At 68.6% G+C, this 21,320-nt stretch carries 18 protein-coding genes and 1 pseudogene; 11 read left to right on the top strand and 8 right to left on the bottom strand.

Translation table 11 applies throughout. The annotated features are described in order from the left end of the window. Positions 1 to 8: 8 nt before the first annotated feature. The gene (locus NS334_RS09860) at positions 9 to 1,112 is read right to left on the bottom strand and encodes an aldose epimerase family protein (protein WP_058755810.1); all 1,104 of its coding nucleotides are present in this window, start codon (positions 1,110 to 1,112) and stop codon (positions 9 to 11) included. Positions 1,113 to 1,297: 185 nt separating this feature from the next. Here NS334_RS09860 and NS334_RS09855 point away from each other — a divergent pair, with 185 nt between their 5' ends. Continuing rightward, positions 1,298 to 2,608 carry a sugar MFS transporter gene (locus tag NS334_RS09855; protein WP_058755809.1) on the top strand — a complete coding sequence of 437 codons (1,311 nt, stop codon included), beginning with the start codon at positions 1,298 to 1,300 and terminating at the stop codon, positions 2,606 to 2,608. Positions 2,609 to 2,758: 150 nt separating this feature from the next. On the opposite strand, the gene NS334_RS09850 is transcribed toward NS334_RS09855, so the two are convergent. Further along, positions 2,759 to 3,631 (bottom strand): SMP-30/gluconolactonase/LRE family protein, encoded by an 873-nt coding sequence (locus NS334_RS09850; protein WP_058755798.1) that lies wholly within the window; start codon positions 3,629 to 3,631, stop codon positions 2,759 to 2,761. A 112-nt stretch (positions 3,632 to 3,743) separates the two neighbouring features. Here NS334_RS09850 and NS334_RS09845 point away from each other — a divergent pair, with 112 nt between their 5' ends. The 7 genes and pseudogenes from NS334_RS09845 to NS334_RS09815 all read left to right on the top strand — a co-directional run bounded on the left by NS334_RS09845 (position 3,744) and on the right by NS334_RS09815 (position 12,349). After that, positions 3,744 to 4,634 (top strand): 2-dehydro-3-deoxygalactonokinase, encoded by an 891-nt coding sequence (locus tag NS334_RS09845; RefSeq protein WP_083500386.1) that lies wholly within the window; start codon positions 3,744 to 3,746, stop codon positions 4,632 to 4,634. After that, the gene (locus tag NS334_RS09840; RefSeq protein ID WP_058755796.1) at positions 4,631 to 5,263 is read left to right on the top strand and encodes a 2-dehydro-3-deoxy-6-phosphogalactonate aldolase; all 633 of its coding nucleotides are present in this window, start codon (positions 4,631 to 4,633) and stop codon (positions 5,261 to 5,263) included. The genes NS334_RS09845 and NS334_RS09840 overlap by 4 nt, the downstream gene beginning before the upstream one ends. A gap of 3 nt (positions 5,264 to 5,266) precedes the next feature. Then, positions 5,267 to 6,262, top strand: a complete 996-nt coding sequence (gene araD1 / locus NS334_RS09835; protein ID WP_058755795.1) for an AraD1 family protein — start codon at positions 5,267 to 5,269, stop codon at positions 6,260 to 6,262. Between the two features lie 8 nt (positions 6,263 to 6,270). Then, on the top strand, positions 6,271 to 7,215 hold the full coding sequence (locus NS334_RS09830; RefSeq protein WP_083500390.1) for a Gfo/Idh/MocA family protein: 945 nt from the start codon (positions 6,271 to 6,273) through the stop codon (positions 7,213 to 7,215). Between the two features lie 280 nt (positions 7,216 to 7,495). After that, a complete protein-coding gene (locus NS334_RS09825; protein WP_058755808.1) occupies positions 7,496 to 10,237 on the top strand; it encodes a [protein-PII] uridylyltransferase in 2,742 nt (913 codons plus the stop codon). Positions 10,238 to 10,416: 179 nt separating this feature from the next. Continuing rightward, positions 10,417 to 10,697, top strand: a pseudogene (locus NS334_RS09820) (GIY-YIG nuclease family protein). Between the two features lie 77 nt (positions 10,698 to 10,774). Then, positions 10,775 to 12,349, top strand: a complete 1,575-nt coding sequence (locus tag NS334_RS09815; RefSeq protein WP_058755793.1) for an alpha-glucosidase — start codon at positions 10,775 to 10,777, stop codon at positions 12,347 to 12,349. A gap of 137 nt (positions 12,350 to 12,486) precedes the next feature. On the opposite strand, the gene NS334_RS19095 is transcribed toward NS334_RS09815, so the two are convergent. From NS334_RS19095 to NS334_RS09800, 3 genes are all read right to left on the bottom strand, one after another. Beyond that, positions 12,487 to 13,404, bottom strand: coding sequence for a PEPxxWA-CTERM sorting domain-containing protein (locus tag NS334_RS19095; protein ID WP_058755792.1), 918 nt, complete (start codon positions 13,402 to 13,404; stop codon positions 12,487 to 12,489). Between the two features lie 126 nt (positions 13,405 to 13,530). Next, entirely contained in the window at positions 13,531 to 16,107 is a 2,577-nt protein-coding gene (gene mutS / locus NS334_RS09805; RefSeq protein WP_058755807.1) for a DNA mismatch repair protein MutS, read from the bottom strand. A gap of 36 nt (positions 16,108 to 16,143) precedes the next feature. Then, positions 16,144 to 16,428, bottom strand: coding sequence for a type II toxin-antitoxin system RelE/ParE family toxin (locus tag NS334_RS09800; RefSeq protein WP_241491891.1), 285 nt, complete (start codon positions 16,426 to 16,428; stop codon positions 16,144 to 16,146). Between the two features lie 269 nt (positions 16,429 to 16,697). Here NS334_RS09800 and NS334_RS09790 point away from each other — a divergent pair, with 269 nt between their 5' ends. Genes NS334_RS09790 through bamE form a run of 3 tightly spaced genes read left to right on the top strand, consistent with a single transcriptional unit; the run spans position 16,698 to position 19,884 of the window. Continuing rightward, the gene (locus tag NS334_RS09790; RefSeq protein ID WP_058755805.1) at positions 16,698 to 17,174 is read left to right on the top strand and encodes a methylated-DNA--[protein]-cysteine S-methyltransferase; all 477 of its coding nucleotides are present in this window, start codon (positions 16,698 to 16,700) and stop codon (positions 17,172 to 17,174) included. Between the two features lie 42 nt (positions 17,175 to 17,216). After that, entirely contained in the window at positions 17,217 to 19,490 is a 2,274-nt protein-coding gene (locus tag NS334_RS09785; protein ID WP_058755790.1) for an NADP-dependent malic enzyme, read from the top strand. A 4-nt stretch (positions 19,491 to 19,494) separates the two neighbouring features. Continuing rightward, complete coding sequence (bamE, locus tag NS334_RS19425) at positions 19,495 to 19,884, top strand: outer membrane protein assembly factor BamE domain-containing protein (RefSeq protein WP_083500385.1); 390 nt, start codon at positions 19,495 to 19,497, stop codon at positions 19,882 to 19,884. 129 nt (positions 19,885 to 20,013) lie between these two features. On the opposite strand, the gene NS334_RS09780 is transcribed toward bamE, so the two are convergent. The 3 genes from NS334_RS09780 to NS334_RS09770 all read right to left on the bottom strand — a co-directional run. Beyond that, positions 20,014 to 20,571: a PilZ domain-containing protein gene (locus NS334_RS09780; RefSeq protein WP_153002683.1), complete on the bottom strand. Its 558-nt coding sequence runs from the start codon at positions 20,569 to 20,571 to the stop codon at positions 20,014 to 20,016. A gap of 83 nt (positions 20,572 to 20,654) precedes the next feature. Continuing rightward, the gene (locus NS334_RS09775) at positions 20,655 to 20,918 is read right to left on the bottom strand and encodes a DUF2312 domain-containing protein (RefSeq protein ID WP_058755788.1); all 264 of its coding nucleotides are present in this window, start codon (positions 20,916 to 20,918) and stop codon (positions 20,655 to 20,657) included. A gap of 131 nt (positions 20,919 to 21,049) precedes the next feature. Continuing rightward, on the bottom strand, positions 21,050 to 21,320 hold a 271-nt coding region (locus tag NS334_RS09770; protein WP_058755787.1), incomplete at its 5' end, for a DUF1244 domain-containing protein.

Below are 21,320 nucleotides of genomic sequence, written 5' to 3'. Positions count from 1 at the left end.
TCCGGGGATCAGCGCGCCACCGAGACGCGATAGACCATGCGATGATGATAGGGCTTGCCCGGATCGACCCGCGCCGAGCCGAACGACGGCTGATTGGGGGTGTTCGGGAACTTCTGCGGCTCCAGCGCGAAGCCGTCGCCCATGCGATATACGTGGCGGTTCTTGCCGACGTAGCTGCCGTCGATGAAATTGCCGGAGTAGAATTGCACCCCCGGCTCGGTGGTCAGCACCTCCAGCACGCGGCCCGACGCGGGATCCTCGACCCGCGCCGCCAGTTCCGGCTGCGCAGTCGCACCCTTGTCGAGCACGAAATTATGGTCGTAGCCGCGACCGATCACGATCTGCGGATCGCGTCCGTCGCGGACGCTCTGGCCGATCGCGCGCGGCCTGGTGAAGTCGAACACGGTGCCCGCGACCGGGGTGAGTTCGCCGGTCGGGATCAGCGCCTGGTTGACCGGCGTGTAGCGGGTGGCCGGCACCGTCATCTTCTGCGCGTAGATGCCACCGGCCGAGCCCTCGCCCGCCAGGTCGAACAAGGCGTGATTGGTCAGGTTGACGATCGTCGGCGCGTCGGTCTTCGCCTGGAAATCGATCGTCAGCGCGCCTTTGTCGTCGAGGCTGTAGGTCACGGTGACGTCGAGGTTGCCGGGATAGCCCTGATCCCCCGCCGCGCTGCGCATCACCATCGTGACGCTGGCCTGCGGGCCCGACTTCACGTCGGCGATCCGCCAGATGTACTTGTCGAAGCCCTTCGTCCCGCCGTGCAGCGAGTTGGTCTTGTCGTTGAGCGGGAGTTGGTAGCTCTTGCCGTCGATCGTGAACTTGCCGCCGGCGATGCGATTGGCGTAGCGACCCACCGTCTGGCCCCAGAAATTGGGGTTGGTGACGTAGCTGGCGGCATCGTCATAGCCGAGCGTGATGTCGGCGACCTTGCCGTTGCGGTCGGGGGCGTTGAAGGATTGCAGCGTCGCGCCGAGCGTCATGATCCGCGCGCTGACGCCGTTGGTGCCGGTCAGCGTCACCGCCTCGATCGCGGTGCCGTCGGGGAGCGTGCCGAAGGCAGCGCGCTGCGCGGTGGCCGCCGACGCGTTCGTCCCCGTCAGTCCCGCCATGATCGCCGTACCGAACCCCACCGCCCAACGTGCGCTCACGAAGCATCCCTCCATCTTGCCAGCCCGCGTCGTTTGTCGCATTGACCACGCGTTTCGACCGAATATAGTCAGACATATCACCGTCGCGCAAGCCGGTTCCGGGCGTGTACGACCACAACGACTTCGAGATCCAAGAGGAGAGGATGATGGCGGGACCCCCAATTTCCACCGGCGCCGCGCGCGTCGGGGGCGGCGGCGGAGGGGCGCCGGCCTATGGCCGCGCGCTGACGCTGCTGGCCAGCCTGTTCTTCATGTGGGGCTTCATCACCGTCATCAACAACACGCTGCTGCCGCACCTGCGCAGCGTGTTCGAGCTGAACTATACGCAGACGACGCTGATCGAGAGCGTGTGGTTCATCGCCTATTTCTTCGCGTCGATCCCGGCCGCCAAGCTGATCGAGCGGATCGGATACCAGAAATCGCTGGTCGTCGGGCTGCTGATCATGGCGGCGGGTGCGCTGGGCATGGTGCTGGCCGCCAGCCTGCCGTCGTATGGCGTGACGCTGGTCATGCTGTTCGTGATCGCGAGCGGGATCACGCTGCTACAGGTCGCGGCCAACCCCTATGTCGCGGTGATCGGCCCGCCGGAGACCGCCTCGTCGCGACTCAACCTGGTGCAGGCGCTGAACTCGGCGGGCACGATGCTCGCGCCGCTGTTCGGGGCGTATCTGATCCTCGGGCGGTCGAAGGGCGGCACCGCGCAGACCGGCACCGTCCTGACCCAGGCCGAGCGGCTGGCGGACGCGCAGTCGGTGATCCTGCCGTACGTGCTGGTCGCGATCGTGCTGGTCGTGCTCGCGATCGTGATCGCGCGCTTTCCGCTGCCGGCGATGGGATCGTCGACCAGCCGCGTCGCCAAGGAAGAGCGCAAGAACCATTCGCTGTGGAAGCACCGCAACCTGGTGTTCGGCATCCCGGCGATCTTCATCTACCTGATCGCGGAAATCGGCGTCGCGAACCTGTTCGTGAACTTCGTCAGCCAGCCGCAGATCGCCAACGTCACCGCCGAACAGGCCGGTCGTTACCTGACCTTCCTGTGGGGCGGCATGATGATCGGGCGCTTCGCCGGCTCGGCGATCATGCAGCGGATCCCGGCGGAAACGGTGTTGGCCGCCTTCTCGGTCGGTGCGTTCATCGTGATGCTGATCACCGTGTTCACGACCGGGCCGGTCGCGATGTGGGCGCTGATTTCGGTCGGGCTGTTCCACTCGATCATGTTCCCGACGATCTTCACGCTCGGGATCAAGGGGCTGGGGCCGCTGACCGAGGAGGGATCGGGGCTGCTGATCATGGCGATCGCCGGTGGCGCGCTGGTGGTGGTGCAGGGCAAGCTGGCCGACACGTTCGGGTTGCAGCCGTCGTTCCTGCTGACCGCGGCGTGCGAACTGTACATCCTGTTCTATGCGTTGTGGGGCGCGAAGGCGACCAACGCGCTGCCGGATGTGCCGGTGGAGTGATTCTTCGCGGTGATGCCCGGACTTGTTCCGGCATCACGGTTCCGCTCTCGCATTGGCATTTGCTCGTGCGGAGCGGTGGACCCCGGCCTTCGCCGGGGTGACGGAAAAAGGACGGCCGGTGGCTCACGCGAGCCGCCGGCCGTTGTCGTGTCAGGCGCCGCGCACCGGGGTGAGCGGCTGGCCGGGAACGTCGACGTCGAAAGCGAACAGGCCACCGGCATCCGGTTGATCCGCCAGCGCTTCATCGTCCAGCCCCTTGCGTGCGGAGGTGGCGAAGGCGGTCTTCAGGTTCGGGCCGCCGAGCGCGATCTTGGTGATGTTGGCGGCGGGCAGCTTCACCTCGCGCAGCAGGGTGCCGTCCGGCGCATAGCAGCGCGCGCACCAGCCGCCCCACAGGCCCAGCCAGACGTTGCCGGCCGAGTCGACCGAGACGCCGTCCGGGTGGCCGTGCGCAGGGTCGATCGTCACGAATTCACGCGCCGCGCCGACCGTGCCGTCGGCGTTCAGTTCGACCGCATGGATGACGCCGCCGAGCGTGTCGACGTGATACAGCGTTGTCTGGTCGGGCGAAATGCCGGGGCCATTGGTGATCGCGACCGGCGCAATATCGGTGGTGGTAACGCGCACGCCGTCCCAGCGATGGACCTGTCCGGTGATCGCGCTCTCACCATCGTCCATCGAGCCGAAATAGACCGTGCCGTCCGCCGCGACGGTGGCGTCGTTCAGGCGGTTGCCCGGCAGATCGGCTTCGACGTCGGCGAGATGCGTGAAGGTGCCCGCGTCCGGGTCAAAGCGCGACAGGCCGGTCTGCAAGCCCGCGACCAGCGTCCCGTCGGCGGCGGGCAGCACCCAGCCGACCTGCGCGGGCGCCTCCCACGACGCGACCGATTCGGTCGCCGGATCATAACGATGCACGCGCCGCTGCTTGATATCGACGAACCACAGCACGCCGCGCGCCGGATCCCATGCCGGCCCCTCGCCCAGCGTCGCCGCCCCGCGCCACAGCGTCCGCACCTCGGTCATCGCCCTCTCCTTCTCCAAATCCTTCCGCGCGCTACAGGATCATGCCCGCGCCGCACAGTCTTGACCTAGCCGCACGGCGCTTTATGTCCTACAAATAATTGGGGAGGATCGCGTGACCGGCGACTATATCGCCATCGACTGGGGAACGACCAACCGGCGTGCCTGGCGCATGTCGGCGGACGGCGTCGCGGGCGATGTGCTGAAGGACGGACGCGGCGTCCTCTCTTTGCAACCCAATGATTATCCTAACGAATTCGCGGCGATCCGCGCCCGGCTCGGCGAATTGCCGGTGATCGCGGCGGGGATGGTCGGCTCGAATCGCGGCTGGCGCGAGGTGTCGTATGTCGATGCGCCGGCCGATCTGGCCACCCTGGCGCGCAGCGCGTTTCGCGATGAAAAAACGGGGGTCTCGGTAATTCCGGGCGTCGCGCTGCGGGGTGGTGAAGAGATTGGCGCGCGGGCCGATGTGATGCGCGGCGAGGAGGTGCAGGTGCTGGGCGCGATCGCGGCCGGCCTTGCCCCCGACGCCGCCTTGTTCTGCCAGCCGGGCACCCACAACAAGTGGATCGCGACGACGGCCGGCCGCGTGACCGACATCGCGACCGCGCTGACCGGCGAACTGTTCGCGCTGCTGCGCGGGCACGGCATCCTGTCGGGGATGCTGGACGGCGCCGTGGAAGACGGCGCGGCATTTCGCGACGGGCTGTCGCGCGGGGCGGGCGCGCGTGATCTGACCGTCGCCTTGTTCGAGGTGCGCGCGCGCGTGCTGCTCGGACGGCTCGCCCCCCAGGAGGCGGCGGCGTTCGCGAGCGGGGTGCTGATCGGTGCCGACGTCGGCGCGCGCGACGACCTCGACGGCCGCGAGGTGCAGTTGCTGGCGGGCGGAGCACTGGCCGATCTCTATGCCGCCGCCATCACCCATTGCGGCGGGCGGCCGGTGACGCTGGACAGCGAGCGCGCCTTCGCCTGCGGCATCCACCGTTTGTGGGAATTGATCCGATGACCGATACACATGCCCGGTTCGACGCGGCGTTCGCCGCCGCGCCGCTCGTCGCGATCCTGCGCGGGCTGACCCCGGCGGAGGCGCCGGCGATCGGCGACGCGCTGGTCGAGGCCGGCTTCACACTGATCGAGGTGCCGCTCAATTCGCCCGATCCGTTCGACAGCATCAGGCTGCTGGTCGAGCGCGTCGGCGACCGCGCGCTGATCGGTGCGGGGACGGTGCTGACCCCCGAGGACGTCGCGCGGGTCGCCGACGTCGGCGGGACGCTGATCGTCTCCCCCAACACCGACGCCGACGTGATCCGCGCCAGCGTGGCGCGCGGGCTGATCTCGCTGCCCGGGTATTTCACCCCCAGCGAGGGGTTCGCCGCGCTGGCGGCGGGGGCGACCGGCCTGAAGCTGTTCCCGGCCGACGGCACCACGCCCGCCTATCTGAAGGCGCAGCGCGCGGTGCTGCCCAAGACCACGAAGATGCTGGCGGTCGGCGGGATCACCCCGGAGAACATGGCCGACTGGCGCGCCGCCGGGGCCGATGGCTTCGGGCTCGGCTCCAACCTGTATCGTCCCGGCAAGTCCGCCGACGCGGTGGCGCAGGACGCGCACCGCTATCTCTCCGCGCTCAAGGATTGAGGAATGACCTACAACCGTTTGCTGCAACATCGTGACGCCGCAGGGCGTCGCCGCGTGATCCTGGCCGAGGGCGATCGCGCGGCCTTCCTCGAGGGCGTCGCGACCACCCGCGAACTGGCGCTGGCGGCGATCGCGGCCGGCGGTTCGCTGCTCGACGCCGCGACCGCGCGCCGCACCGACGAGACGGTCGATATCGCCGCCGAGCTGGACGCCGGGCATCTGCTGCCCGCGATCGACCATGATGACAGCGCGCGGATCATGTTGGCGGGCACCGGCCTGACGCACCTCGGCTCGGCATCGGGGCGCGACGCGATGCACAAGGCGGCGGCGTCGTCGGAGCATCAGACCGATTCGATGCGGATGTTCCTGGAAGGCGTCGAGGGCGGGAAGCCCGGAGAAGGGCAGGTCGGACAGCAGCCGGAATGGTTCTACAAGGGCGACGGCCAGTCGCTGGTCGCGCCCGAAGCGCCGTTCGCATCGCCCGCCTTCGCGCAGGACGGCGGCGAGGAGCCCGAGCTGGCGGGCATCTACCTGATCGGGGACGACGGCACGCCGTATCGGCTGGGCGTCGCGCTCGCCAACGAGTTCAGCGATCACGTCACCGAGAAGCACAATTACCTGTGGCTGGCGCATTCCAAGCTGCGGCAGGCGTCGCTGGGCGCGGAATTGCTGCTCGGCACGCCGCCGTCGGACATTCGCGGCACCAGCCGGATCGTGCGCGATGGCCAGACTTTGTGGGAAAAGCCGTTCCTGACCGGCGAGGACAATATGTCGCATCACCTGTCCAACCTGGAGCATCACCACTTCAAGTACGCGGGATTCCGTCGTCCGGGTGACGTGCATGTGCATTTCTTCGGCACCGCGACGCTGTCGGTCGCCGATGGCGTGAAGACGCAGACGGGTGACGTGTTCGAGATCGCGGCCGCGCCGTTCGCGCTGCCGCTCCGCAACGAACTGACCGACGCGGCGCCCGCGCCCGTCACGGTGCGTTCGCTGTGAGCGCGCCGATCCGCCTCGCCCCCATTCGACTGGCTGTCGTCGGCATGGGCAAGATCGCCCACGACCAGCATCTGCCCGCGATCGCCGGCAATGCCGATATCGAACTGGCCGCGACGGTCAGCCGCAGCGGCGAGAGCGTCAACGGCCTGCCGTTCTTCCGCAATGTCGAGGAACTGGCGGCCAGCGACGTGACCGTCGATGCGGTGGCGCTGTGCACCCCGCCACAGGTCCGCCACGCGATCGCGATGTTCTGTATCGAACAGGGCTGGCACGTATTCATGGAGAAGCCGCCGGGCGCGACGCTGGCCGAGGTCGCGGCGCTGGACGAGGCGGCCAAGGCGAAGGGCGTCAGCCTGTTCGCGAGCTGGCACTCGCGCTATGCCGATGGCGTCGAGCCCGCGCGCGCATGGCTGGCCGATCGCACGGTGACGGCGGCGACGATCACCTGGCGCGAGGACGTGCGCGTCTGGCATCCGGGGCAGGACTGGATCTGGGAGCCGGGCGGCTTCGGCGTGTTCGATCCGGGGATCAACGCGCTGTCGATCGCGACGCGCATCCTGCCCAAGCCGTTCTTCGTCGAGACCGCCGAACTGGACGTGCCGTCGAACCGCGCCGCGCCGATCGCCGCGCGCGTGGCGTTCCGCGACACCGCCGGGACCGCGATCGACATTGACCTCGACTTCCGCCAGGAAGGCCCGCAGCATTGGGATATCGAGGTCCGCACCGACGCGGGCACGCTGCTGTTGTCCAAGGGCGGATCGGTGCTGACGATCGACGGCAAGGAAGCGCTGTCGCACGACGGCGACCTGCATGGCGAATATCCGGGGCTGTATGCACGCTTCGCGGAGATCGTGCGGGCTGGCGAGTCCGACGTCGACGTCTCGCCGCTGCGGCTGGTGGCGGATGCGTTCCTGCGCGGGCGGCATGTGACGGTGGAGCCGTTCGTGGAGTGATGCCGCATCGGAGCGGGGGGTGGAGCGGCGTGGCATGACGATCACGCGAAGCCGCGAAGACGCGAAGATGAGGTGTGCACGCGGAGGCGCGGAGACGGGGAGGTGTCTCACTCGCCGCGCCAGCGGCTATCCATCCAATCGTCCGCGATGATGAGGGCGCGCTGCCGCGCGCGAATCCTCTTTGCGCCTCCGCGTCTTCGCGTGAACCCACGGCATCGCCGCAGCATGGGGTCGCGCAAGAGGGGCGACCTCTTAACCGCGATCGCCTATGGCGGCGGGCATGACCGGACGCTTCGACCATCTGCCCAACCGCCGCGCCATCGTCGATCGCCGGCTGCTCGCCGAACAGGTCGCCGCGATCGACGGCACCGAGATCGCCGATCTGCGGCGGCAGATCGGCGTCCTGCTGAAGGCCGCGCTGGAGGCGGGGCGCGCGGAGATCGCGCGGCGGCTGCTGGCCAATCCGTCGCGCGGGATCGAGGCGGCGAACGCGCAGGCCTATCTGGTCGACCAGTTGCTGCGCGTGCTGGCCGATGTCACGACGCAGCGGCTGTACCCGCTCGCCAATCCGACCACGGGCGAGCGGCTGCTGCTGATCGCGGTCGGGGGCTATGGGCGCGGCGAGATGGCGCCCTTCTCCGACGTCGATATCGGCTTCATCACGCCGGGCAAGCAGACACCGTGGGCGGAGCAGGCGATCGAGTCGATGCTCTACACGCTCTGGGACCTGGGGCTGAAGATCGGCCATTCCAGCCGCTCGCTCGACGAGATGGTGCGGCAGGCCAAGGGCGACGTGACGGTGCGCACCGCCCTGCTGGAGGGGCGCTACGTCTGGGGTGACGAGGCCCTGTACGCCGACGCCTCGCGGCGTTTCCATGAGGACGTGCGGCGCGGCACCGAACGGCAGTTCGCCGCCGACAAGCTGGCCGAGCGCAACGCGCGCCACATCCGCATGGGCGATACCCGCTATGTCGTCGAGCCGAACGTCAAGGAGGGCAAGGGGGGCTTGCGCGATCTTCACGCGCTGTTCTGGATCGGCAAATATACCTATCAGGTCCAGCGATCGAACGAGCTGGTCGCGGTCGGGCTGTTCACGCGCGAGGAGTATCGGCTGTTCCAGCGCGCCGACAATTTCCTGTGGGCGGTGCGGTGCCACCTGCACCTGATCGCGGGGCGGGGCGAGGACCGGCTGACCTTCGACTATCAGCGCGAGATCGCGCAGCGGATGCATTACGCGGACCGCCCCGGCAAGCCGGCCGTCGAGCGCTTCATGCAATTCTATTTCCTGCAGGTGCGCACGGTCGGCTCGCTGACCGGGCTGTTCCTGGCGCATATGGACGAGCGGTTCTCGCGTCGTCGCCGGCTGGGGCTGAAGCTGGCACGGACGCCGCGCAAGCTGGATGGCTTCGCGGTCGACGGCGGGCGGATCGCGCTGCCGTGCGACGATTTCTTCCAGCAGGATCCGCGCCGGCTGGTCGAGATCTTCGCGCTCGCCGCCGAACAGGGGATGGAGATCCACCCGCTCGCGCTGCGCTGCGCGACCCGCGACGCGCGGCTGGTGACGTCGGTACGGCGCGACGCGCGGGCGAATGCGCGCTTCATCGACCTGCTGAGCGGCGGGCACGACCCGGAACTGCCGCTGCGCTGGATGAACGAAACCGGTGTGCTGGGGCGGTTCGTGCCGGACTGGGCGCGGATCGTCGCGCAGATGCAGTTCGACATGTATCATCATTATACGGTCGACGAGCATACGACCCGCGCGCTGGGGCTGCTGGCCCGGATGGAGCATGGCGCGCTGGCCGACGACCATCCGCTGCCCAGCGAGGTGATGGGGCAGATCGTGTCGCGGCGCGTGCTGTATGTCGCGGTGCTGCTGCACGATATCGCCAAGGGGCGCGGCGGCGACCATTCGATCCTGGGCGCGGAGGTGGCGGAGCGGCTGTGCCCGCGCTTCGGGCTGACCGCGGCGGAGACCGAGACGGTCGCGTGGCTGGTGCGCCATCACCTGTTGATGAGCGCCACCGCATTCCGCCGCGACCTGACCGATTTCAAGACGATCCTCGACTTCACCGAGGTGGTGCAGAGCCCCGAGCGGCTCCGGCTGCTGCTGGTGCTGACCGTGGTCGATATCCGCGCGGTCGGGCCGGGAACGTGGAACGGGTGGAAGGGGCAGTTGCTCGCCGACCTGTACGACCGCGCCGAGGAGGTGCTGCGGCTCGGCCACAAGCAGAAGGGGCGCGGCGAGCGGGTGCTGGCCAAGCAGGAGGCCCTGCGGACCGCGATGCAGTGGGGCGCGGACACGCTGGCGGCCTATGTCCGTCGGCTGCCCGAACCCTATTGGATCGCCGAGCCCGACGACGTGCTGGCGCACAATGCCGCCTTCGTCACGCAGGCCGGCGAGGTGCAGCTGGCGATCGACGCTCAGGTCTATCCGGAGCGCGGGGCGACGCTGGTCACGGTCTATGCCGCCGACCACCCTGGGCTGTTCAGCCGCATCGCCGGGGCGATCCATGTCGCGGGCGGCAACATCATCGACGCGCGCATCCACACCACGCGCGACGGCATGGCGCTGGACAATTTCCTGGTGCAGAACCCGCTGGGTCAGCCGTTCGACGAGGCGGGGCAGCTGATGCGTCTGAAGACCGCGATCGAGGATGCGCTGGCGGGGCGCGGCAAGCTGACCGACCGGCTGAAGGCCAAGCCGCTGCCGCGCGCGCGCGCCGACGCCTTCCGCATCGAACCCAACGTGTTGATCGACAACAAGGCGTCGAACCGCTTCACCGTGGTCGAGGTGGCGGCGCGCGACCGCCCGGCGCTGCTCAACCAGCTCGCCTATGCGCTGTTCCTGTCGAAGGTGACGATCCATTCCGCGCATGTCGCCACCTATGGCGAGCGCGCGGTGGACGTGTTCTACCTGACCGATCTGACGGGGGACAAGATCGCGTCCACGTCGCGGGTGCGCGCGCTGGAGAAGCGCCTGCTGGCGGCGGCGGCGGGGGTGCCGGCCGAGGAGGCGGGGTGAAGGAACCCCTTTGGGCATGGCGCCGGCCACTCCCGCATGATCGTCACCCGGACTTGCTCCGGGGTCCACGGTGCCGCAGGATCACGGGACGGCGGGGTCGCGGGGCGGTGGATGCCGGGACAAGCCCGGCATGACGGTGGAGGAGAGGCTTGAGGGAACGGCAACCGTGCGTCTACATCATGGCAAGCGCCGTGAACGGTACGCTATATGTCGGCGTCACCTCCAACCTATCCACCGTGTGCGACAGCATCGCGACGGCCTCTTCGGCGGTTTTACGGAGACATACGGGGTAAAGCGTCTTGTCTGGTACGAGATGGCCGACACGATGGACGCGGCCATCGCCGCCGAAAAGCGCATCAAGAGGTGGCCGCGCGAATGGAAACGTAATCTGATCGAGCGTGACAATCCGCACTGGGACGATCTCGCAGTCCCGCTCGGATTGGAGATCATGCGCGGTTGACCGCCCGTGTTGCGCGCAGGCAACGACGGGATGCCGTCGTGCGATCGGCACGACGACGTCGTTGGGGGACTGACGGAATGACGACCGAATGGTGGCGGGGCGCGGCGATCTACCAGATCTATCCGCGCAGCTTTGCCGATGCGAACGGCGACGGCGTCGGCGACCTGCGCGGGATCACCGCGCATCTGGAGCATGTCGCGTCGCTGGGCGTCGACGCGGTCTGGATCTCGCCCTTCTACACCTCGCCGATGGCCGACTTCGGCTATGACGTCGCCGATTATTGCGACATCGACCCCGTGTTTGGCACGCTCGCCGATTTCGATGCGCTGATCGCGCGCGCGCACGCACTGGGGCTGCGCGTCGTCACCGATCAGGTGTGGTCGCACACGTCGGACAAGCATCCGTGGTTCACGCAGAGCCGCGCCGCCCGCCACGGCGACAAGGCCGACTGGTACGTCTGGGCGGACGCCAAGCCCGACGGCACCCCGCCCAACAACTGGCAATCGGTATTCGGCGGCGCGGCATGGACATGGGACGCGCGCCGGCAGCAATATTATCTGCACACCTTCCTGAAGGAGCAGCCGCAGCTCAACATCCGCCACCCGGCGGTGCAGGACGCGCTGCTGGCGGTCGGGCGCTTCTGGCTCGATCGCGGCGTGGACGGCTTCCGGCTCGACGCGATCAATCACGGGATGGGCGCGGCGGACCTGGCGGACAATCCGCCCGCCCCGCCTGACGACCGCCCGCGCACGCGCTCGTTCGACTTCCAGCTCAAGGTCCATTCGCAGGACCAGCCGGACATGCTGCCGTTCGTCGAACGCATTCGCGCGCTGACCGACACCTATGACGCGCGCTTCTCGGTCGCGGAGATCGGCGGCGGCGACAATGACGCGGTGCGCAAGGCGTATACCGCAGCCGGACGGCTGGAGACGGCCTATGGCTTCGATTTCCTCTACGCCGATCGGCTGACCCCCGAACTGGTCCACAACGCGCTGTCGCAATGGCCGGGCGCGGCGGGTGAGGGCTGGCCCAGCTGGGCGTTCGAGAACCACGACGCGCCGCGCGCCGTCTCGCGCTGGGCGCTGCCCGAGGATCGCGAGCGGTTCGCGCGTGCCAAGATCGTGCTGCTGGCGGCGCTGCGCGGCAACATCTTCCTGTATCAGGGCGAGGAACTGGGGCTGACGCAGGTATCGGTGCCGTTCGAGAAGCTGCGCGATCCCGAGGCGATCGCCAACTGGCCGCTGACGCTGGGCCGCGACGGCGCGCGGACGCCGATGCCGTGGACGGCGGCGGCACCCGGGCACGGCTTCACGAACGCCGGGGAAGCGTGGCTGCCGTTCGGCAGCGACCATGGCGCGATGGCGGTCGCGGTGCAGGAGGCGGATCCCGGATCGCTGTTGCACTGGACGCGGCACGTGCTGGCGCTGCGGCGGGCGGAGCCGGCGTTGCGGCTGGGGACGCTACGCTTCGTCGATGCGCCGCCGGGCGTGGTGGCGTTCGAGCGTGCCCATGCGGGGGACCGATTGTTCTGCGCGGTCAACCTGACGGCGGCGGCGTGCGACGTGGTGGTGCCGGCGGGCGCGGTGCTGCTGGCGCATGGCGTGTCGGGCGGTCGCTTCGACGGCTATGGCGCGGTGATCGTGCGGCGTTGACATGGCGCCGGAGCGCACGCGCCGCCACTTCGACAACCCGGCCCCGGCAAGCGCGTTCGCGTCGGCGACGCGCGGTTGTGCCATGGCGGACGGGCCGTCGCGCGGTGCGCGGCGCCGCCCCGCCATGGCGGCGATCGTCAGGCGATCAGCGGAGCGGCACGGCGGCGGCGCACCGCCACGCCGACCGCGCCGAAACCGAGCAGCATCATCGCCCAGGTCGCCGGTTCGGGCACCCCCGCCGCCGCACCGCCGGTCAGGAACTGCCCCGACGCCGAGGTCATCGTCACGTTGCCGGGCAGGCTGAACTTGATCGTCGCGGTATTGCCCATGTCGGCCAGGCCGGACGCCAGCGTATCGGGGTTCATGCTATAGGCGTGCAGATCCAGCTGCAGCTCGAACAGCGGGTTCCAGCTTTCGCCCCAGAAGGATGCGCTGCCGCGAAACACCCCTTCAGTCGCGGAGAGCGCGGTGTAGGTCGCGCCACCCTTTCGCCACGACACCGCGCCGTCCGCCATGGACGTACCGCCGACCGCGAACTGGGAGCCATATTGATCGGCCTTGCCGAGCGCACCGTCCAGTCCCCAGCCGCCGGTGCCGCTGAACACGCCATGCAGCGTGACCTCGTAGTCGATCTTGGTCAGCGTCTTGTACGTGGCGCCGGCCGCGGTGAACAACAGCCGCTCCTTGAACGACGCGCTGGCGGTGGAGGTCAGGTTCAGCTGGCCCATCTCCTCCGGCGGCAGTTGCGGCGCGCTGGCATAGGCGCCCATCTTGCCCTGCGCGAGATCGACATAGGCCGACGCGGCCCCGGCCCCGGCCGAAACCACCGGCGTCTCCAGCCGCGCACGCGCGCTGTTGTCGCTGGAGACCGGCTTGTAGTTCTGCGTGACCGACACGGTCGCGTCGTTGCGGGTGACGGCATATTGGTTGTTGGTGTCGCCATGGATGACGCCTGCCTGGACACCGACATAGGTATTGGGCGCTTCCGCAAGCGCAGGCGCGCTGGTCGCCAATGAAACGACGGCGGCGCTGACGACGAACACGGATTTCATCATGACGAACGACCTTTTTTTATGGTTTCGGAATGGTGACGCGACAGAGTTACCTGCGCGCACCGTCATCGAAAAGCATCTATAAAGGTTCTATTTTTACAATACTCTCACATCGGGACACACCGTAACTTATGCCTCGCGCGCCAGCGCCTTGAGCCGGTAGAGCGTGTCGAGCGCCTCGCGCGGGGTGAGCGCGTCGACGTCGAGCGCCTCCACCTCGGCGCGGATCGCGTCGCACGTCTCCTCTTCGGCCTGCGCGGCGGCGGCGAACAGCGGCAGGTCGTCGAGCCCCGCCGCCAGCCCGCCGGTCCTTGCGCGGCCCGCCTCCAGCTTCGCCAGCACCGCCTTGGCGCGCGAGACCGTCGCGGGCGGCATTCCGGCCAGCCGCGCGACCGCCAGGCCATAGCTGCGGTCGGCGGGACCGTCGGCGAGTTCGTGGAGGAGGACCAGTTCCCCCTTCCATTCGCGCGCGCGGACATGGTGGAGGCTGAGCGCGTCGCAGCGTTCGGCCAGCCGCGTCAGTTCGTGATAATGGGTCGCGAACAGGCAGCGGCAGCGATTGTCCTCATGGATCGCCTCCACCACCGCCCAGGCGATCGCAAGCCCGTCATAGGTGGAAGTGCCGCGCCCGACCTCGTCGAGGATGACGAAGCTGTTGGGCGTCGCCTGCGCCAGGATCGCGGCGGTTTCGACCATCTCGACCATGAAGGTCGAGCGCCCACGCGCGAGATTGTCCGACGCGCCGACGCGGCTGAACAGCCGGTCGACCAGCCCGAGCCGCGCCGAGGCGGCGGGCACATAGGCGCCGGCCTGCGCCAGCACCGCGATCAGTGCATTCTGACGCAGGAAGGTCGACTTGCCGCCCATGTTTGGGCCGGTGACGAGCCATAGCCGCGAGCGTTCGCCGAGCACGCAGTCGTTGGCGACGAAGCGGTCGCCGCTCTTCGCCAGCGCCGCCTCGACCACCGGATGCCGCCCGCCGGTGACGTCGAAACAGGCGTGGTCGGCGAAGGCGGGGCGCGACCAGCCGCCCTCGACCGCGCGCTCCGCCAGCGCGGCGGCGACGTCCAGCCGCGCCAGCGCATCGGCGGTGGCGGCGATCGCCTCGCGCCCGCCGAGCGCCTGTGCGGTGAGGTCTTCGAGATGCGCGGCCTCGGCGGCGAGCGCGTGCGCGCCGGCCTGCGTGACGCTGGCCGCGACCTCGTGCAGTTCGGGCGCGTTGAAGCGGACGACGCCCGCCAGCGTCTGGCGGTGCGTGAACCCCGAGTCCGCCGCCATCAGCGGGTCGGCCGATCGCGCCGGCACCTCGATATGATAGCCGAGCACGCCGTTGTGGCGGATCTTGAGCGTGGCGATTCCGGTCTTCGTGCGGAACGTCTGCTCCAGCGCGGCGATCGCGCGCCGCCCGCCGCTGCCGGTATCGCGCAGCGCGTCGAGCGCGGGGTCGTAGCCCGCCGCGATATAGCCACCGTCGCTCGCCTCGATCGGCGGCGCGGGGACGAGCGCGCGCTTGAGCAGGTCGATCAGCGCGCCGTGCCCGCGCAGGCGCGGCGCGATCTGTCCCAGCAAAGCGGGCGCGTCGTCGCGCCTGCCGAGCCGGTCGCCGATCGCCCAGGCGCCGTCCAATCCGTCGCGCAGCTGCCCCAGGTCGCGCGGGCTGCCGCGCCCCGCCGCCAGCCGCCCGAGCGCGCGGCCGATATCGGGCAATGCGCGTAGCGCCGCGCGGAGGCGGTCGCGCAAGCTGGCATCGTCGTGGAACAGCCGCACCAGATCGAGCCGCGCCTCGATCGCGGCACGGTCCATGAGCGGCGCGCCGAGGTCGGCGGCGAGCAGGCGCGCGCCCGCCCCTGTCACCGTCCGGTCGACCGCATCGAGCAAACTGCCCTTGCGCTGCCCGGCGGCGGTGCAGGTGATCTCCAGACTTTCGCGCGTCGCGGCGTCGATCGCCATCGTGTCGCGCGCGGCGGCCAGCACCGGCGGGCGCAGAAACGGCAACTGCCCCTTGGCGGTATGGTCGAGATAGGCGACCAGCCCGCCCGCCGCCGCCAGCCCGGCGCGCCCGAACTGGCCGAAGCCGTCGAGCGTCGCGACCGCGAACAGCCGCTTCAGCCGCTCCTCGGCGCGTGCGCTGTCGAAGTCGGCGCGCGGGCGGAAGACGGTGGCGGGCGCGTCGCTCCCCTCCGCCGCGACCACCTCCGCCGCGCCGAGCCGCGCCAGCTCCGCGCCCAGCGTGGCCGGGTCGCACGCGATCACCTCGAACCGCCCGGTCGACACGTCCGCCGCCGCCACCGCGACCTCGCCGCCCGCCGTCTCGCCGATCGCGACGCACCAATTGGCGGCGCGTGCGTCGAGCAACGTCTCCTCGGTCAGCGTGCCCGCCGTGACGACGCGGACGATCGCGCGGTTGACCAGCGCCTTCGACCCGCGCGCCTTGCGTGCCGCGTCCGGGCTTTCGGTCTGCTCGGCGATCGCGACGCGGTGCCCGGCCTTGATGAGGCGTTGCAGATAGGCGGTCGCGGCATGGACCGGCACGCCGCACATCGGAATCTTCTCGCCCGCATGTTCGCCGCGCGAGGTCAGCGCGATGTCCAGCACCTGCGCCGCGACGCGCGCATCGTCGAAGAACAATTCGAAGAAATCGCCCATGCGATAGAAGAGCAGGCAATCCTCGGCCTCCGCCTTGAGCGCGAGATATTGCGCCATCATCGGCGTCGGGGCGGCGGGGGTGGTGGTCATGGATGTTCAGTCCGGGCGGCGCGCGCCGTGGCGGATGGAGAAGATCGACACGACCTCACCATCGGTTTCGTAAAGCAGGATGTATGGCGGCACGATCGTCAGTTCGCGCAAGCCGTCTTCGGCGGGGCCGCCACGGTTCGGGAAGCTGGCCAGACTGTCACCCAGCGCGAGCAGCCGCGCCGACATGCGGGCAGCAGCGGCTGGATCGAACTGTTCGATGCAGGAGACGATCAGGTCGATTTCGTGCAGTGCCTGACCGGTCCAATCAACCCTGGCCATTGCGCGCGGCAAGCCACTCCCGGAACGGCAAGCGACCAGGTCGCCCCCAGGTCATCAGCCATTCCCTGACAACCTCGTGCGAATGAACGCGCCCGGCGGCACCATCGGCCCGCGCACGGGCGATGGCCTCAGCCTCCGCCTCACGGTCGCGTTGCTCGAAGATGCCGGGTTCGTGCCTCATGTACGCGATCATACCCGCCGAGCGCCGCGAAGACCACCCCGCCACTTTGACCGCAAGCAACGGGATGCGGGCTGGCGGTGACGCGCGTAAGGTCGTCGTCATGCTGTATCGCACCACCCTCCCCTCCCCGCTCGGCGACCTGACGCTGGTCGCGGACGACAACGCGCTGGTCGCGATCCTGTGGCCAAACGACAAGGTGGGACGCGTGCGGCTGCCCGAGGCGACGGCGCGCGACGACCACCCGATCCTCGCCGCCGCCGCGACGCAGTTGTGCGAATATTTCGCCGGCGCGCGCACCGCCTTCGACCTGCCGCTGGCTCCGCGCGGTACCGATTTCCAGCAGGCGGTGTGGCGCGCGCTGAACGCCATCCCGTATGGCGAGACGCGCAGCTATGCCGACATCGCGCGCGCCATCGGCCGCCCGACCGCCACCCGCGCGGTGGGAGCGGCGAACGCGCGCAACCCGATCTCGATCGTCACCCCGTGCCACCGCGTCATCGGGCGGTCGGGGGCGCTCACCGGCTTCGCGGGCGGACTGGCGGCCAAGCAACATCTGTTGGCACGCGAGCAACGCTAGCCATATTCCCATCCGCGCATGGTTTCCGTAAGGACCATGTCCATGACCGACGATCGCACCCAGGCCGAAGAGCGCAACGTCCAGTTCGAGCGCGAGGCGCTGCTGTTCCACTCCGAGGGGCGCCCCGGTAAGATCGAGATCGTCGCGTCGAAGCCGATGGCATCGCAGCGCGACCTGGCACTCGCCTATTCGCCGGGCGTCGCGATCCCGGTGCAGGCGATCGCCGACGATCCGTCAACGGCTTACGATTATACCGCCAAGGGCAATCTGGTCGCCGTCATCTCGAACGGCACCGCGATCCTGGGCATGGGCAATCTCGGCGCGCTGGCGGGCAAGCCGGTGATGGAGGGCAAGGCGGTCCTCTTCAAACGCTTCGCCGACGTCGATTCGATCGACATCGAGCTGAAGACCGAGGACGTCGACCGCTTCATCGACGCGGTCGAGTTGATGGAACCGACCTTCGGCGGCATCAACCTGGAAGACATCAAGGCGCCGGAATGTTTCATCATCGAGCAGACGCTGCGCGAGCGGATGAACATCCCGGTCTTCCACGACGACCAACACGGCACCGCGATCATCTGTGCGGCGGGCGTCATCAACGCCTGCCTGCTGACCGGGCGCAAGCTGTCGGAGATCAAGGTCGTCGTAAACGGGGCGGGGGCGGCGGCGATCGCCTGCACCGAGCTGATCAAGGCGATGGGCGTGCGGCATGACAACGTCCTGATCTGCGACCGCACCGGCGTGATCTACCAGGGTCGCGACGACGTGAACCAGTGGCAGTCGGCGCACGCCGCCAACACCGATCGCCGCACGCTGACCGAGGCGCTGCGCGGCGCCGACGTGTTCCTGGGCCTGTCGGCGGCGCGCGCGCTGAAGCCGGAGATGGTCGTCGACATGGCCCCCGCCCCCATCATCTTCGCGATGGCCAATCCCGAACCGGAAATCCGCCCCGAACTGGCCAAGGCCGCGCGCCCCGATGCGATCGTCGCCACGGGCCGCTCAGATTATCCGAACCAGGTCAACAACGTGATCTGCTTCCCGTTCATCTTCCGCGGCGCGCTGGACGTGCGCGCGACGGGGATCAACGACGCGATGAAGATCGCCGCCGCCAACGCCATCGCCGAACTGGCGCGGCAGCGCGTGCCCGAGGAAGTCGCGATCGCGTACGGCGTGCAGCACAGCTTCGGTCCCGAATATATCATCCCGTCGCCGTTCGATCCGCGCCTGATGGAGATCGTCCCCGCCGCCGTCGCCAAGGCGGCGATGGATTCGGGCGTCGCGACCAAGCCGATCCTCGACATGGCCGCCTATATGGAGGCGCTGCGCGCGCGGCTGAACCCGACCACCTCGGTGCTCAGCCTCGCCTATGAAGGCGCGAAGGCGAACCCGAAGCGCGTGCTGTTCGCCGAGGGCGAAGAGGAAGTCGTGCTGCGCGCCGCGATCGCCTTCAAGGAAGGCGGCTACGGCACGCCGGTGCTGGTCGGGCGCGAGGACGTGTACGACAAGCTGCGTGCGCTCGGCATCGCCAACCCGGAAGAATATGAACTGCACAACAGCCGCGTCTCGCCGCTGGTGCCCAAGATGGTCGACTTCCTCTATGCACGGCTCCAGCGGCGCGGGTTCCTGCGCCGCGAGGTCGAGCGGATGATCAACCAGGACCGCAACATCTTCGGCTCGGTGCTGTTGCAGCTCGGCGAGGCGGACGCGATGATCACCGGCGTGACGCGCCCGTTCGCGCAGTCGATGCGCGAGATCAAGCGCGTGATCGACCCCGCCCCCGGCCGCACCGCCTTCGGCATCCATGTTCTCGTCGGCCAGTCGCACACGGTCTTCATCGCCGACACCACGGTCAACGAGCGACCCAACGCCGAGGAACTGGCCGACATCGCCGAACAGACCGCCGCCGTCGCGCGCCGTCTGGGCCAGGAGCCGCGCGTGGCATTCCTCAGCTATTCGACCTTCGGCAACCCGGCGGGCCAGTGGCTCGACAACATCCGTGGCGCGGTCGAGGTGCTCGACCGGCGGCAGGTCGGGTTCGAATATGAGGGCGAAATGGCCCCCGACGTCGCGCTCAACCCGCGCCAGCTGAAGAACTTCCCGTTCGCGCGCCTGTCCGGCCCGGCCAACGTGCTGGTCATGCCGGGGCTGCAATCGGCGAACATCTCGGCCAAGCTGCTGCGCGAACTGGGCGGCGACGACATGATCGGCCCGATGCTGGTCGGCATGGAAAAGCCGGTGCAGATTGCGCCGATGACGTCGACGGCGGGTGATCTGGTGACGCTGGCGGTGCTCGCGGCGGGGGGGATTGCGCGTTGAGGTTATGGGGGCGCGGCGGGTTTCGCCAATTTGCGGACATGCAATGCTCGTGCGAGCATCCCTCGATGCGAGCCCTTATCCTACCCTGCTAGTCGCCGGTTGTTCTCCCGGCGTAACCTTCGATCAGGCCAAGTGGCGGAGTGCTGATCTCACGGGTCGTGATCGCGCTGATATGCTGCCCGACCTTCTCGCGCGACACGTACTCAAAGGTATGCCGCGTCAACAGGTTGTCGCCCTTCTCGGGCCACCCACAACGACGGACAAGTGGCGCGGAGCGGATATGATTTACGTCCTAGGGAACGATGGTTCGATGTTCCCCATCGACAACGAATGGTTGTTCATAAAGCTGGATCGTCACGGCCGCGTGGCATCGTTCGAGCGCGGGACGGATTGATGTCCAACGGCAGCTAACCACCAACCCCCGTCATTCCCGCGAAAGCGGGAATCGAGACACGCAGGTCTTCACAAAGCGCGAAACGTCAGAGGTTCTGGATTCCCGCCTTCGCGGGAATGACGGGTGAAGCTATTGCGCCAGCGCCGCCTCGACCTTCGCCGACGCGCCCGACAGGACGCCATACACCCCCTGCGCCGCGATGACCGCCAGCGTCACGCCGACCAGCGCAATCGCGACATATTGGAACATCGAGGCGAAGCTGCGCGAGCGTTCCATGCGGCGGGCCTGTTGCGCCTCATGCGCCAGCCGGCTGTCGGCGCCGTGATCGGCGCGGGAGTCGGATCGCCGATCGCTGGAGGCGGTCGGCCGGTTGGCGAGGCGCGGCTCGTTGATGAGCCCCTGCACCGACAGCCGGTCCTGCGAGCGGATGCCGAAGAAGCGCGCCTTGGCCCATTGCACGCGCCCGACGATCGTGATCGTCCCACGCCGGATCTCGACATAGCTGCCGACCGCCGGGGGCGTGTCGCACCCGGCCATCAGCCCGCGCGACGACACGTTGTGGATGACCACGTCGAGCCACTGCGATCCGTTCCGCATCCGCGACGGGATGAGGACGGTGATCCGCTCCTCACGTGGGCGGAACCCGCTTTGTAGTGCCGCCAGCACCGTGTCGTTCCTCCTCGTCACCTGGACCGCCCTTATGGGCGTCCGGCGCGAAGATCGGGTTAACGTAGCGGCACCCCGGTCACTTTTTGATTCAGATTAAACAGTCAGATCATCCCCAGCGCCTGCATATAGACTTCGAGGATCGACTGTTCCTCCTGATATTCCTCGCGCTTCTTCTTGCGGATCTGCAGGATCTTGCGGATCGCCTTGGCATCGTAGCCACGGCTCTTCGCCTCGGCCATCACGTCCTTGATGTCGTCGGCGATGCCCTTCTTCTCTTCCTCCAGCCGCTCGGCGCGCTCGATCAGCAGCCGCAGTTCGTCCGCCGCGACCGAACCGCCGCCCATGCCTTCGCCACGCTCTTCCATCGTCTTTCCCCGAAATGCCCGAAGCCGCCCGCGACGCCCGAACGCGAATCGCGCGGGCGGCAGGCGGCGTCACCGTTACCCTGACTGGGTGCGGCGGCGCGTCTACGCCCCCGCGCCCCGATGCTCAAGTATCAGGCGTTCTTCTTCACGCTCTCGGCCATGCGCGCGAGCTGCTCGGGCGTCGCCTCGCCCTGATGCCGCGCCTTCCAGTCGGCATAGGGCATCCCGTACACCGCCGCGCGCGCATCGTCCTTCGCCAGCCCGCCGGCCTCGCCCAGCCAGTCCGACAGACAGTTGCGGCAGAAGCCCGCCAACCCCATCAGATCGACGTTCTGCGCGTCGGTGCGATGCCGCAAGTGGCGGATCAGGCGACGAAAGGCCGCGGCGGCCGCCGCATCGTCG

This window comes from Sphingomonas endophytica, from assembly GCF_001476895.1.
Classification (GTDB): Bacteria; Pseudomonadota; Alphaproteobacteria; order Sphingomonadales; family Sphingomonadaceae; genus Sphingomonas; species Sphingomonas endophytica_A.
This window is presented reverse-complemented; position numbering and strand designations above follow the sequence as displayed.